The organism is Paenibacillus sp. FSL K6-1318 (genome assembly GCF_037976905.1).
In the GTDB taxonomy this organism is placed as follows: Bacteria; Bacillota; Bacilli; order Paenibacillales; family Paenibacillaceae; genus Paenibacillus; species Paenibacillus amylolyticus_A.
Map to the genome: position 1 here is coordinate 1,234,128 of NZ_CP150270.1, position 12,809 is coordinate 1,246,936.

Sequence of the window (12,809 nt, forward strand, 5' to 3'; positions counted from 1 at the left end):
AATCTTCATAGCATAAGTGAATCAATTCCATCAAACCTTTAGCTGCTTCAATCCAGTTGTTGTTAGCGCTGTCGCGAGTGTGCATCACCTCAAGATTCACGCAGGTTTTGGAGCATACGCTGTGCGAGTGCAGACATCAGCCGGGATTCTTCCGGTGTAAAATCTTTCTCGGCCTGTCGTTCCAACTCCTGAACCACTTCTCTCAGTTCTCGTAGTGCAGAGCGCCCCTGATCCGTCAGGAACACCCGCAAACTGCGCAGATCCTTCGGGTCCGCTTCACGTCTCACATAACCGGACGTTTCCATGCGCTTGAGCATGACGGTTACGGTTGCGGGACTGCGCCGAAGTTGTTCGGCCAGATTTTTCTGGGATTGGCCATCCTCCCGTTCAAGCTGGAACAACAAAGGAGGCTGTCCCGGGTACAACTCGGGGTGGTTCACAAGTTTCTCATGAACCTTGTAGCGTTTCAGCTTCACGAGTTCGGATAGCTGTCCCATTAACCGATCATTTTGGGCTGGGTTCATATCATCCGCTCCGTTCATATCCTTTTAGAGGTTGTTCAAAAAGTCCGCTTTTGATTACGAATGATTCCTAGCGGCATCATCAGCATCGAATATAAAATTCAGCCGAAATGTCCGTTGCTCACGTAGGTTGCCTACGCTCCGCTACTCCATTTCTACCTTCATTCCATCTTCTCGGTACTGAAAACCAGACTTTTTGAACACGCAGATTTAGTTAGTCGACTAACTAAATCATAAGTTTGATTTGACATATCGTCAAGGGGATGGGAACTCATTTATTTTGAACTGGAAATATTGACCTGATATAAAATGATGTGATTAATTGATATTATCTAAATGTTAATAACATATTGTTAATAACAGAATGGGGTTTGTATACGATGACTAACGAAGGTTCATCTGGAGGAAAAGCCCCCGATTACCGGGAGCATCAGGATCACGTACATATCAGTGAACAACAGTTTCTGGAAACGTATAATGCTGGTGATTACGAACGTCCTTCCGTCACCGTGGACATGCTGGTATTTACGATTCGCAGTGAGGCTCAGGAGAACTATCGCAAGCTTGCGGAACCCGAACTCCAGTTACTGCTGATCCGGCGGGGCGGCCATCCATATCTGGGACAGTGGGCGTTACCGGGCGGATTTGTCTCCATGCAGGAATCATTGGAAGATGCTGCTCGGCGGGAATTGCTGACGGAGACGGGGCTGGATGATATTTATCTGGAACAACTGTACACATGGGGAGATGTGGAACGTGATCCACGTACGCGTGTCATTAGCTGTTCCTATATGGCTCTGGTCGATAGCAGCGAGCTACAGCTTCAGGCCGGTGATGATGCGAGCGAGGCCAGCTGGTTTCGGGTGGAGCAGCGACTTCTGGAAGAGAAGCGCCATATCCATGAGCGTGGACGTGTGACAGAACGCAGGCTGCAGTTGATTTTGACCAATGGAACCGAAGAGTTATCGGCCATTGTTGAGACAAAAGAAACGGTAGAAGGACGAGTGCGGAACTATAGTTTGACGTTGGGTGAAGTTCAGTGGATTGCCTTTGATCATGCCAAAATCATTCATTATGCGCTTGAGCGTCTGCGATCCAAGATCGAGTACACGGATATTGCATTCAATCTGATGCCAGAGACGTTCACGCTGACTGCACTTCAGAAAGTACATGAGATCATTAGTGGCAAAAAACTGCTGGCTGCCGCTTTCCGGCGCAAAATTGCCGATTGGGTCATTGAAACGGGAGAGTATGCGAGCAGTGCCGGTCATCGACCATCCCGCTTGTACAGACTGAACCCGGAGAGACTGACACCGTAGACACGGTAATTATCATTGAACACGGACGAAGTGATTTAAGCCAAGGGCGGGATCGCTACAACCATGAGGAACAAGTAAAGAGGGGATATGGATGGAAAAGTTTACGTTTTTCTGGCGAACTGCATCTCCGTTCTCACAGTGGCACCCGGCGGATTTTACCGTGAACGGGGTTCACTACACGAGTGCGGAGCAATACATGATGCACCAGAAAGCGCTGCTGTTCGGCGATCAGACCATCGCAGATAAAGTTCTGAAGGCAAGCTCTGCTTCGGTACAAAAAAAGCTGGGCAGACAGGTCGCAGGCTTCGACCAGAAGGTATGGGAAGCGGAATGCCAGCGCATTGTCTATGAGGGCAACTTGGCCAAATTCACACAAAACGAAGAACTGCTAACTGTGCTGCGCGCCACTCGTGGAACGACCCTTGTGGAAGCAAGCCCAGATGATCGCATCTGGGGTGTGGGACTGGCGGAGGAAGATCCGCGTATTCGTAACCGAAGAACGTGGCGGGGAACCAACTGGCTGGGTGAGATTCTGACCCGTCTAAGAGAAGATATAGGAAGTGATTCAGATGAGTAATTTTAATAAATCAGCAGGCTCCACTAGCTCCAATCCACGTTCCATGCGGGCCAGTATCGCACAGCAAACGCTGGTTATTCTGGAAGAAGGACAGTACGTAAATGGATATAATTGCAAAATTGAGATCGGCACCGATGTGCAGAAAGCCATCCGAAATTCGGTGTTATACCGTCCTTCAGAGCTTTCCGGACTCAGAGAAAAGCTACGTACAGAAGCCCGCGCAGAAACTCATTCGGTAGCTTCATTAACTGAAGCAGAATCTGAGGCTGTGTCGGTTCGTATTGAGGTTACTGGCGAGACTACACTTGGAGCGGCTTCACGTTTGACGGTAGCTGAAGGAAGAGAAGATGTGGTCTGTCTAAACTTTGCATCGGCGAAAAATCCTGGCGGTGGTTTCCTTGGCGGAAGTCAGGCACAGGAAGAGAGTCTGGCCCGAGCCACGGGACTATACCCGTGCATCGCCCAAATGGATGAAATGTACGATTACAATCGCAAGCGGCGATCTGGTCTTTATTCTGATCATATGATCTATTCACCTCGTGTTCCCGTAATCCGTGATGATGAAGACCGCCTGCTGGACCAATATTATGTATCATCATTCATTACTGCGCCAGCCGTTAATGCGGGTGTGGTGAAAGAGCGTGGAGAAGCTGACGATCTACAGATTGAGTCCGTGATGAAGGAACGTATCCGTTATATTCTGGACGTGGCTGCTACGAATGGTCATCGTACGATTGTTCTGGGTACATACGGCTGCGGAGTATTTCGTAATGAACCGGCAGAGGTGGCGAAGTATTTTCATGATGTGTTCGTGGGAGAGGGATTTAAGGACTCCTTTGAACAAATTGTATTTGCTGTATATGATCGATCCGCAGGTCAGCGAACATTAAAGGCATTTCAGGATCGCTTGACTGGGGTATAAACAGAGTAAAAAAAGATAATAGAAAACAAAAACCTCTGCTTTGAGCGGAAGAGAGTATGATAACGAACTCTAATCCGGTCTCTAAAGAGAGGTTTTTTGGTATTGTCCCACGTTAAGTGTGGTGTGTACGGAAACTTACTTCTTGGAGAACATTTCTTTGGCTTCATCCATGGCCATTTTATTACCGATAGATGAATAATCCAGCCAAGGCTGTGCACCAATCGGGTAGACGTGGCCGGCTTTGACTGCTTTCAGGCCTTGCCAGATCGGATTGTTTTGCAGCTCCTTGAACATGCTTTGAGCTTCATCATCCGAATTCACAACCACAAAGATCGCATCTGCATCATAGTCCGGCAGGATTTCACGGGAGACCACTTGATACGGTTTGGTCGAGTCGATGTCTGTAATGCCTTTGGCAGGAGTCAGACCGAGATCTTCATATAAAATGGGACCCATGGGACGGCGTGTACTGAACACACGTAACTCTTTGGCAGTTACACGGATCGCCATCACAGTACCATCACCAATCGTGTCATGAATCAGAGATTTCACTTCTTCCGTTTCGGTCGCGTAGTCCTGAATGTATTGCTCGGCTTCTTTCTCGCGATTCACGAGTTTGCCAATGTCTTTCAGATGGTCACGCCATGTACCGTCATCCAGATTAAAGACATGTACCGGAGCAATCTTCTCAAATTTGGCAATATCATCACCGGAGAATTCTTCGTCCAGATAGATCACATCCGGTTTCAGGGCAAGCAAAGCTTCCATATCCGGGTCTTTCACCGGACCAAGCGGCGTTGTATTTTGAAGACGATCAGCAACATGGGACAGGAAGGCCTTGGCTTCGCCACCGATAACGGAACCAACCGGAGTAATGCCGAGAGACAGCAGATCATTGGTCAGATGGATTGACATGGAGGCAATGCGTTGCTCGCCCGAACTTGCGCTGTTGTCTTGTTTTTCAATTGAAGTATCTGTGGACGAACCGCCAGAAGCAGATGATGAATTATTGGCCGTTCCACAGGCTGCGAGTACAAGCACCAGACAGATACTCATGACAAGCATAAGATTTTTCTTTAACATGGGTAGTCACATTCTCCTTGAACATCTCTTGGATGTCTTTATTGTTTTTTGAAAAAAAGATCACTTGCTTCGTACTAACAGGTACAAAAAGTAAGGTGCACCAATCGCAGCAACCACCACACCTGCGGGAATGGCGTTAGGCTGAAAGATCGTTCGCCCGATGGTATCGGCGGTCACCAGAATAACCATCCCGATGAGCCCGGCAGCAGGGATCAGATGCCGATGCATCGGACCAACAAGCCTGCGCGCCAGATGTGGCGCTGCCAGACCGATAAAGCCGATCCCACCAGCCATCGATACACTAACGGCAGACAAAGCCACGGCACAGAGCAGCAAAATAACACGCTGGGATCGGACAGGCGTCCCGATACTGGTTGCAGCAGCATCGCCAAGATTGAAGGCATCGAGCGTTTTGGATCGACTCCAAATATACGAGATACATAGCACCACCCAAGGAAGCAACGCTTGCACATGAATCCAATCCCGGCCCCAGACGCTTCCTGCCAGCCAGCGAGCGGCAAAGGAATACGTGTCTTCATCCAGACGCAGGGACAGATAGAGTGTCAACGCATGGAACCCGGCCGCGACCGCGATTCCAACCAGAATCAGCTTAATGGGCGATACGCCGTTGTGCCGATCATAAGATAGCAGCATGATGATCAGGGCGGCGGCCACACTGCCTGCAAAAGCAAATAGCGGAATCAGCAAGGCCACAGAGCTATCCAGCGTAAAGGAGAGACTAACAAACACCATTAGTCCAAACGCTGCCCCGGCATGCAATCCCAGAATGCCCGGGTCCGCCAGTGGATTGCGAGTGATCCCTTGCAGCGCCGCTCCAGCAATACCAAGTCCCGCTCCGGCCAGTACAGTCACCAGAATGCGAGGCAGTCGGTAATCGAACAATACGATCTGATCATCCGGACTACCATTGCCAAGCAAAGTCTGCAACACAGCTACTGGGGACAGACGAATGGTTCCCGTGTTCAGGCTGATCACAATAACGGCAATGGCGACGCAGAGCAGCGTGACGCTGACAATTATCGAACGTTTACCTCGTGAAGGTGCATTGGAATTCATCGCTACAAGGCCCTCCTTTCTTTACGGGCCAGATAGAGGAAGAACGGTACACCGACAAAGGCGACCATAATGCCCACCGCGAGCTCCTCGGGTGGGTTCACGATACGTGAGCCCAGATCGGCGAGCACTAGCAGTACCGCTCCCAGCAGGGAGGACATTGGTATAATGAGCCGATAATCCACACCAACCAGTTTGCGGGAGATATGAGGGATGACGAGTCCTACAAATCCGATCGAGCCTACTGCCGACACGGACACGCCAGCCAATACTACAACCGCAGCCAGGGCGAGAAACCTCGTCCAACGCAGGTTGATCCCGAGATTAATCGCCACTTCTTCACCGAGTGATATAAGGGATACACGCCGTGCGAGTGGCATGATCAGCACCAGCGTCACGAGCAGCACGGGAAGAATTAACTTCAGATGCCGCCATTCAATCCCGCCAAACCCACCCGCATACCAGAAGGCCAGATCCTGACTCAAGTCAAAATAAATGGCTACGCCTGTGCTGAGTGAGCTTAACATGGCGGCAACAACGGCCCCGGCAACAGTCAGTCTGATGGAACTCAGCCCACCAGGCGCTGCCATTCCGAGCAGGAAGATAAGCAGTGTGCCCAGAACAGCCCCCACGAATGATAGAAACATGATCCAGCCGTATGGCAGTCCGGGCCAAAAGGCAAAGCTCAGTGCCACGACAAAAGTAGCTCCTGCATTGATGCCCAGAATGCCGGTGTCTGCCAGCGGATTACGCGTAATGCCCTGCATTAAAGCTCCTGCAACCGCAAAGGCAGCGCCGATCATAACGGCAGCAAGGACGCGAGGCAGCCGCAGCTCATGAATAATCTGGTGTGGCGTCAGAGCCGGATTGTACTGGAAAATGGCAGTCCATACCGTTTCCAGTGTGAGTCCTTTGGCACCTAACGAGATTGCGACAAACATACTTAGCAGCAGTACGGCTATGGCAGACAAAAACATCAGCCCAACCGTCACTGCAGATTTTCGTGAATTGGACGGACGATGTGGCAGTCCCGGATGTTGAATACGGGTCACTCCTTTGTTACCAACAACGCATTTCATTGTTATTGATTATCATTATCAATTAGTGATCATTATAAAATCTTAATTCAGGCCCGTACATGGCATAAATTAAGATTTCGGGAATGGACATTTTTTAGATTACAAAAGTGAAGGTTTGTTCGTCAACATAGAGAGCGCTTCATCCAGCTGGATGTTAATGGAATATGGAGCATATACGACCCATGAGTTCCAATCGATAAAATGAACCCGTCCGTTTTTTACCGCAGGATGGCTGTTCCACAGTGGATTCGAAGCCATCTCTTTCAACAGTGTTACCTTTTCATGCATGGAGTTAATCGCCAGTACCAGCACATCTGCCTCCAATCCATCCCATTCTCCTGGTGTGAAAGGCAGCCAGTTGAATCCAACGCCGGGTGATTTGCCAGCCAGTTCGGTCTGAATCCGCTGAGGAGCGGCCAACTGCAGGCTACGGTAAAAGACATGTCCGAAGTTACGGTGACTGTACATCCGTGGTCCTTTAGGGGTCAACGTGCCAACGGCAACCGTAATGTCCCCGACGAATTCCTTGATTTTTTTGCGTGCTCGCTCTGCCTTGCGTTCATGTCGATCCAGCCAATCTTTCGCTGCCTGGGTGCGATCCACAATGGATGCAATCTTCTGCAGATGACCGAATACGTCTGTCTGGTTCCAGGGAATGGTGATAATAGGAGCGACATCGCCAATATGCTCCATGGCTTTCACAGCTGCGTTCTCCTTGGTCAGAACCAATTCGGGATTCACATCAAGGAAGGCCTGACGACCTTGTTCCCAAGGTTCATAGGCGTGGAAGGGCAGCGTGAGTGATTTGGGCATATGAGGCAGGTGGCCCTGGATCTGAGCTGCACATGGCGTGATACCAAGTGTCATCAGGTGGTCCGTGTAAGGATAGGAGAGCGACACGATGTTCCGGTGCACCTGCTTTGCATAGGAAGTTGGCGCATAACCGGCATGGTTTCGAAAACGTCGGCTGAAATAGAATTCGTCACGGTATCCCACTTCGCGAGCCACATCACGGATACGCAGGTCGGAAGTGAGCAGCAATTCTTTGGCCCGGTTCATGCGCAGATGGGTGATGTATTCAATCGGATTCTTCTGCATGCGGCTCTTGAACAGCTGTGAGTAATAAGACGGGTGCATGCCTGCCAATTCTGCCAGCGTCTCCAGCTTGATCTCGTGCATGTAGTTTTCCCGCATATATTGCAGGGTTGACCGGAGCCAGTGCTCGGGTTCATCTTGTCCTGCCACGATGTCTGTTGGGTCTTCTTGAGGCCAGAGCATGTGTAGCAGGTCCGTGAGGAGGAGTTGTGTTTTCAAGCTGGAGTGCGAACCATCGGTGGTCAGTTGTGTAAGCTGTGCGACAATCCGTTGTATGCCATAAAAGGGCCCTTGAATCCAGCCAGTGACAGGTGAACCGAGTTCTCGTTCGTAGATTCGTCTAGATTCTGTTTTCTCCGTAGCCCGAAACAGATCGAAGTGAATGATGTACAATTCAAACTCCTGGTCTTCATCACCAATCAGTTCAATCGCAGTGCCTGGTATGCACAAACAAGCTGATTTGCGAACCACGTGGGATTCGGTCCCGTTCATGATCAGTTGGCCTGTGAATTTGTGCATATATATGAAGGTATGATGCGCTAGATCGTTTGCCTGCCAGCGCCATTTCCCACGTGTTGTAACATGATCTGTCTGACGAAGTTCGATCAAGATATCATTTAGGAATGCATCCAGTTCCGTCCGAGTAGTAGATTCCGTTTCTGAATTGGGACTTGTCTGCTGATGCAATATGTGTGGATTCATGCCGCTGTGGGCGGTACCAGGGATGGTAGTCATGGTGCTATGCGACCTCCTCTCTTATGAAAAGTTTAGGTAATAATTGAATCTGGAACGTACAGTATGGTCAAATATTTATAATTAGCAGAGGGTATATAATCCCTTTATCAGATGTTATCGATGGTTTAAGCAGATTGTCTCTAGTTACAAGCATGCTAAGGGACAAGACCTCTTGGCCCAAGTCTGCTGATAATCTTAGCAAATCTGTTGAAGAATTGAAATGTGTACAGATACGTTCGAGTCGCTAATAAACTGGTGAAGCCTGATGAGAGAACATATTCGAAAACGTTTTCTGACGTAAGCGTTTCTTTTTGGTAAAATAAAGGGGATAACATGTTGGCCTGATCTGAATCATGAACCTTTTCAACTCAATTTGCAGTAGGGAGGCTTTAATATGACAGAAGTAGTGGGACGGGATAAAGTACGTTGGGGCATTATGGGCACGGGGTGGATTGCATCCCAGTTTGCAAAGGATTTGGAACATGCCGGGAACGCTGAGAAAGCAGCGGTAGGTTCACGGACAGCGGGAAGCGCGGAGAAGTTTGCAGCTGAATATGGTTTTGCACGCGCTTACGGCTCGTATGATGAAATGTTGCAAGACCCTGAGGTAGATATTATCTATGTGGCAACACCTCATCCTTTACATAAGGAGAATGTAATGGCTTGTCTGCAGGCAGGCAAGGCGGTTCTCTGTGAAAAGCCGTTCACCATGAATGCGCGTCAGTTGGAGCAGCTGGTGGAGACTGCACGGGAGCGCAAGCTTTTCCTGATGGAGGGCATGTGGACACGTTTCTTGCCACCCATTGAACAAGCCAGAGCATGGATTGCAGAAGGACGGATTGGTGAAGTTCGTTTGGTCCAGGCAGACTTTGGATTTCGTGTCGGCTGGGAGCCGGAAGGAAGGCTGCTTAATCCGGATCTGGGTGGGGGCGCATTGCTGGATGCAGGAGTGTACCCGATTTCTTTTGCTTCGATGATCTTTGGCGAACAGCCCCAGCATGTATGGAGTACGGCTAATATCGGTGAGACGGGTGTGGACGAGCAGTTTTCCGTATTATTGTCCTATTCCGAGGGGCGTTCTGCATCACTGAGTGCTGCCATTCGTCTGAACCTCAGTAATGAAGCGGTTATCTACGGTACGGAAGGCAAGATTCGTCTACCGTTATTCCTGGCGGGAAAAGAAGCTTATCTGCATGTGAATGGTCAGGACGAGCCCGAGAAGTTCACGGATGATCGAACATGCATTGGTTATGCTTTTGAGGCAGAAGAAGCGGGACGCTGTATTCTGGAAGGTCGCACGGAGAGCAATACCATTAAACTGGACGAATCTCTGGAAATCATGAAGCTGATGGATACGATTCGGGGCCAGTGGGGATTGCGTTACAAATCGGAGTAAACAGACAGGAGTTGGCGTGTGATGGTGAAGACTCTGATATCCGGGTTTGAACCTTTTGGCGGGGATGCGGTGAATCCAACGGGAGCGTTAATGGAAGCTCTTGCGAACGAAGTGATGGAGGGTGCTGAGCTAAAAACAGTTCTGTTGCCCGTGCACTTCAATGAATGTGCAGACCTGCTGATCGCAGAGATGGAAGCCTATCGGTCAGATGTGGTCATCGCCTGTGGGTTGGCCAAGGGCAGAACGTCCATTACACCGGAGCGGATCGCCGTGAATGTCAAAGATATTCCTCCTGGCTCCTACGCGGATAACCAGGGGCAACGTCCGGTGGACGAGCCGATTGTAGACGGCAGCCCGGACGGTTTGTTCTCCACCTTGCCCATACGTGCCATGGTGAATGACATGTCGGCAGCAGGCATTCCGGCTTCGGTATCCAATACAGCAGGCACGTATATATGCAACAACACGATGTACCGGGTGCTGGATCACATTCGAATAGGACAGCTCCCGATCCGTGCCGGATTTGTACACTTTCCAGCCTCAACAGAGATGGCGGTGTTGCAGCCTTCCGTTCCTTCGCTGCCTATTCCCATGATGCTGGATGCGCTGCGAATTATGATCCGCACGGTTGTAGCTGAATCGTAGGCGATGGTTGGATGCGTAGACTACAGTTGTGAAAGGGAGAGCAGTGGGTTGGATGACGGAGAACAGTAGGGTTCAAGATGACGTGGAGAGCGTGGAGTTGCATGGGTTTCTTTCTGCTTCAATCTTGGGTTGAGTAGGGTGATAGATATGAGTATAAATATGAAGTTGAATATAAAATAAAAAAAAAGAGCTGTCCCATCGTCATAAGTCTGACGTTAGGGGACAGCTCTTTCTATGTCGTGTATCATGTTTAGCCCGAAATCGTTAGTGAGGCCACTCGTTTGCAGCAAGTATCTTGATGCTACCAAAGCCCTTATAAAAACAAGACCCTAGGAAACCACCATCACCCTGGCTAGCTAAGTTCGTTAGATTTAGAGCGTACAGATATAGTTGAAAAAACAATAAATATTAGATTCGCAACAGATCAAGGTCGAACTCGGGAACGAGTCCTTCTTTCATGGCACGGCCAAGCAATGCAGTGATTGCACCGTAACCATCATCGCCCAGATTGGCGCTGAACTCGTTAACGTAAAGGCCGATATGCTGTGCAGCTACGTCAGGGTCCATTTCTTGGGCGTGTTCCATAACGTATGCTCTTGACTCATCCGGGTGCGCCCATGCATATTCAACGGAGGCGCGTGCCCATCCAGCGAGGGCGTGAGCATCCATGTTGCGACGTGCAATGATTGCTCCAAGAGGAATTGGAAGACCCGTATCGCTTTCCCACCAGTTACCGAGATCCGTCATCAGTTTGAGGTCATAGTTCTGGTACGTGAAGCGTGCTTCATGGATGACAAGTCCGGCATCGATTTTGCCGTCACGAACAGCAGGCATAATCTGGTCAAATGGCATGACGACAATTTCACCTACGCCGCCAGGAACATTTTGAGCTGCCCACAGACGGAACAACAGATATGCTGTCGAGCGCTCGCTTGGTACAGCAACTCGTCGTCCAGACAGATAGCCAGGATCGGTCGTGCCATTTGCGGTCAGAACCAGCGGACCGCATCCTCTGCCGAGTGCGCCTCCAGCAGGAAGCAGAGCATAGTCAGATAGCACGTATGGCAGTGCTGCATAAGATATTTTCATCACTTCAGGTGTATCGGGTCCATCGGGATTTGCCGCCAAACCATTGGTAATATCAATATCAGCATAACGGACATCCAGCTCAGGTGCGCCCGGGATCAACCCATGCACCCACGCGTGAAAGATAAATGTATCATTTGGACAAGGGGAAAATGCAATTTTCATGATGTAATAACCTCCCGTAAAATGGAACTTGCAGCCTGAAGCGCATCGAGGGCATCCTTGATGCGCCAAGCGTCGCGGTCGCGTGGACCGACCGCGTTGGATATGGCCCGCAGTTCGAGTGCTGGCACGCCGAACTGCTGGGCAGCTGTTGCCACGCCGAAGCCTTCCATGCCTTCGGCGGCGGCATCCGGCACGCGGCGCAATAGCTCCGCGGCCGTCTCCGCTGTTCCGGTCGCCGTGGACACGGTGACCGCAGTGCCTCCGCTGACAGCGAGCCCGGCCCGCTGCAGGTCATGGCGCAAGCGAGCGGCAAGCTCAGCGTCCGCCGCCACAATGGACGAGCCGAATCCGAGCTCGTCCACACTAAGGAAGCCGTCTGGCGTCTGCGAGCCCAGATCGGCAGCAACCATGGCGTCGGCTACCACGAGGGAGCCGACGTCTGCCCGGCCGGGGAACCCGCCGCCGATGCCGGCACTGATCACCAGCATGTAGGCTGGTGAACTTCCGGCTCCGGCAAGGGGCCCCGGCCTTGAAGATGTGGCAGATGTTTGTGCCACATCGGGTGTGCCTGGCGCGGTGGAAACCTGCGCCAACGCACTTGTGCTTGCAGCCGCTACGGCATATGCCAATGTAGCGGCTGTTCCCGCTGCGGCCGAGGCTGGGCCAACGCCAGCAGCGATGACGTCAAATCGTTCCGCGGCCGTGTCTCCCAAACCGCGAAGGACCGCATCTTTCTCCGCATCAACCGCGGTTACAATTAACACACGCTGTGATGAATTTGTTTGGACCAGACTTATATCTGAAGTGGTCGTTTCCCCGGTTAATTTCCCTTGTTGCCCACTGGTTTCTTGTGATGTGTTCAGTTTATTGTTCTGTTTTTCATCCTGTTTATGTTCATTCATCTCGGATTCTCCTTGTGAGGTATTAGAAGAGACATGTATAGCTCAATTTATATAAGTTGAATTCGGGCATATATTTGTCCACTACAAAAGGACATTTATCTTAATTTTGTCTTTCAAAGAGTGGACACTTTTTCTAAAAAGATACTATATCCATCCGGAAAAATGAAACACTACATATAGATGATTTCAGAAATAAAATTAAAAAATGAT

12 protein-coding genes are annotated in these 12,809 nt (G+C 50.2%); 5 read left to right on the forward strand and 7 right to left on the reverse strand.

Annotated elements, in window-relative coordinates:
• Positions 1-89 precede the first annotated feature (89 nt).
• Positions 90-524 (reverse strand): MarR family transcriptional regulator, encoded by a 435-nt coding sequence (locus tag NYE45_RS05325; RefSeq protein ID WP_340015915.1) that lies wholly within the window; start codon positions 522-524, stop codon positions 90-92.
• Positions 525-901: 377 nt separating this feature from the next.
• Here NYE45_RS05325 and NYE45_RS05330 point away from each other — a divergent pair, with 377 nt between their 5' ends.
• The 3 genes from NYE45_RS05330 to NYE45_RS05340 all read left to right on the forward strand — a co-directional run bounded on the left by NYE45_RS05330 (position 902) and on the right by NYE45_RS05340 (position 3,339).
• Positions 902-1,840 carry an NUDIX domain-containing protein gene (locus NYE45_RS05330; protein ID WP_340015916.1) on the forward strand — a complete coding sequence of 313 codons (939 nt, stop codon included), beginning with the start codon at positions 902-904 and terminating at the stop codon, positions 1,838-1,840.
• A gap of 91 nt (positions 1,841-1,931) precedes the next feature.
• Positions 1,932-2,417, forward strand: a complete 486-nt coding sequence (locus tag NYE45_RS05335; protein ID WP_340015917.1) for an NADAR family protein — start codon at positions 1,932-1,934, stop codon at positions 2,415-2,417.
• Entirely contained in the window at positions 2,410-3,339 is a 930-nt protein-coding gene (locus tag NYE45_RS05340; protein ID WP_340015918.1) for a TIGR02452 family protein, read from the forward strand. The genes NYE45_RS05335 and NYE45_RS05340 overlap by 8 nt, the downstream gene beginning before the upstream one ends.
• Positions 3,340-3,474: 135 nt before the next feature.
• On the opposite strand, the gene NYE45_RS05345 is transcribed toward NYE45_RS05340, so the two are convergent.
• The 4 genes from NYE45_RS05345 to NYE45_RS05360 form a co-directional block, all read right to left on the reverse strand.
• Positions 3,475-4,422, reverse strand: a complete 948-nt coding sequence (locus NYE45_RS05345; protein ID WP_340015919.1) for an iron-hydroxamate ABC transporter substrate-binding protein — start codon at positions 4,420-4,422, stop codon at positions 3,475-3,477.
• Positions 4,423-4,482: 60 nt separating this feature from the next.
• Positions 4,483-5,499, reverse strand: a complete 1,017-nt coding sequence (locus NYE45_RS05350) for an iron ABC transporter permease (protein ID WP_340015920.1) — start codon at positions 5,497-5,499, stop codon at positions 4,483-4,485.
• 2 nt (positions 5,500-5,501) lie between these two features.
• Positions 5,502-6,473, reverse strand: coding sequence for an iron ABC transporter permease (locus NYE45_RS05355; protein ID WP_340017312.1), 972 nt, complete (start codon positions 6,471-6,473; stop codon positions 5,502-5,504).
• 201 nt (positions 6,474-6,674) lie between these two features.
• A complete protein-coding gene (locus NYE45_RS05360) occupies positions 6,675-8,405 on the reverse strand; it encodes an AraC family transcriptional regulator (protein ID WP_340015921.1) in 1,731 nt (576 codons plus the stop codon).
• A 394-nt stretch (positions 8,406-8,799) separates the two neighbouring features.
• Between NYE45_RS05360 and NYE45_RS05365 the strand changes: the two genes are divergently transcribed.
• Together NYE45_RS05365 and NYE45_RS05370 are read left to right on the forward strand one after the other, a co-directional pair.
• Positions 8,800-9,801 (forward strand): Gfo/Idh/MocA family oxidoreductase, encoded by a 1,002-nt coding sequence (locus tag NYE45_RS05365; RefSeq protein WP_340015922.1) that lies wholly within the window; start codon positions 8,800-8,802, stop codon positions 9,799-9,801.
• Positions 9,802-9,822: 21 nt separating this feature from the next.
• Complete coding sequence (locus tag NYE45_RS05370) at positions 9,823-10,446, forward strand: pyroglutamyl-peptidase I (protein ID WP_340015923.1); 624 nt, start codon at positions 9,823-9,825, stop codon at positions 10,444-10,446.
• Between the two features lie 408 nt (positions 10,447-10,854).
• Here the strand turns inward: NYE45_RS05370 and NYE45_RS05375 are convergent, their stop codons facing one another.
• Both NYE45_RS05375 and NYE45_RS05380 read right to left on the reverse strand, forming a co-directional pair.
• Positions 10,855-11,697, reverse strand: a complete 843-nt coding sequence (locus NYE45_RS05375) for a 1,4-dihydroxy-6-naphthoate synthase (RefSeq protein WP_076331838.1) — start codon at positions 11,695-11,697, stop codon at positions 10,855-10,857.
• Positions 11,694-12,599 carry a futalosine hydrolase gene (locus tag NYE45_RS05380; protein WP_340015924.1) on the reverse strand — a complete coding sequence of 302 codons (906 nt, stop codon included), beginning with the start codon at positions 12,597-12,599 and terminating at the stop codon, positions 11,694-11,696. Before NYE45_RS05380 ends, NYE45_RS05375 begins: the two co-directional genes overlap by 4 nt.
• Positions 12,600-12,809: the final 210 nt, after the last annotated feature.

Excerpts from the sequence above, each read along its gene's own strand:
- NYE45_RS05375 (WP_076331838.1), bottom strand. The coding sequence starts at position 11,697 with ATGAAAATTGCATTTTCCCCTTGTCCAAATGATACATTTATCTTTCAC.
- NYE45_RS05350 (WP_340015920.1), bottom strand. The coding sequence starts at position 5,499 with ATGAATTCCAATGCACCTTCACGAGGTAAACGTTCGATAATTGTCAGC.
- NYE45_RS05365 (WP_340015922.1), top strand. The coding sequence starts at position 8,800 with ATGACAGAAGTAGTGGGACGGGATAAAGTACGTTGGGGCATTATGGGC.
- NYE45_RS05340 (WP_340015918.1), top strand. The coding sequence starts at position 2,410 with ATGAGTAATTTTAATAAATCAGCAGGCTCCACTAGCTCCAATCCACGT.
- NYE45_RS05325 (WP_340015915.1), bottom strand. The coding sequence starts at position 524 with ATGAACCCAGCCCAAAATGATCGGTTAATGGGACAGCTATCCGAACTC.
- NYE45_RS05370 (WP_340015923.1), top strand. The coding sequence starts at position 9,823 with ATGGTGAAGACTCTGATATCCGGGTTTGAACCTTTTGGCGGGGATGCG.
- NYE45_RS05335 (WP_340015917.1), top strand. The coding sequence starts at position 1,932 with ATGGAAAAGTTTACGTTTTTCTGGCGAACTGCATCTCCGTTCTCACAG.
- NYE45_RS05330 (WP_340015916.1), top strand. The coding sequence starts at position 902 with ATGACTAACGAAGGTTCATCTGGAGGAAAAGCCCCCGATTACCGGGAG.
- NYE45_RS05360 (WP_340015921.1), bottom strand. The coding sequence starts at position 8,405 with ATGACTACCATCCCTGGTACCGCCCACAGCGGCATGAATCCACACATA.
- NYE45_RS05345 (WP_340015919.1), bottom strand. The coding sequence starts at position 4,422 with ATGTTAAAGAAAAATCTTATGCTTGTCATGAGTATCTGTCTGGTGCTT.
- NYE45_RS05355 (WP_340017312.1), bottom strand. The coding sequence starts at position 6,473 with ATGTTTTTGTCTGCCATAGCCGTACTGCTGCTAAGTATGTTTGTCGCA.
- NYE45_RS05380 (WP_340015924.1), bottom strand. The coding sequence starts at position 12,599 with ATGAATGAACATAAACAGGATGAAAAACAGAACAATAAACTGAACACA.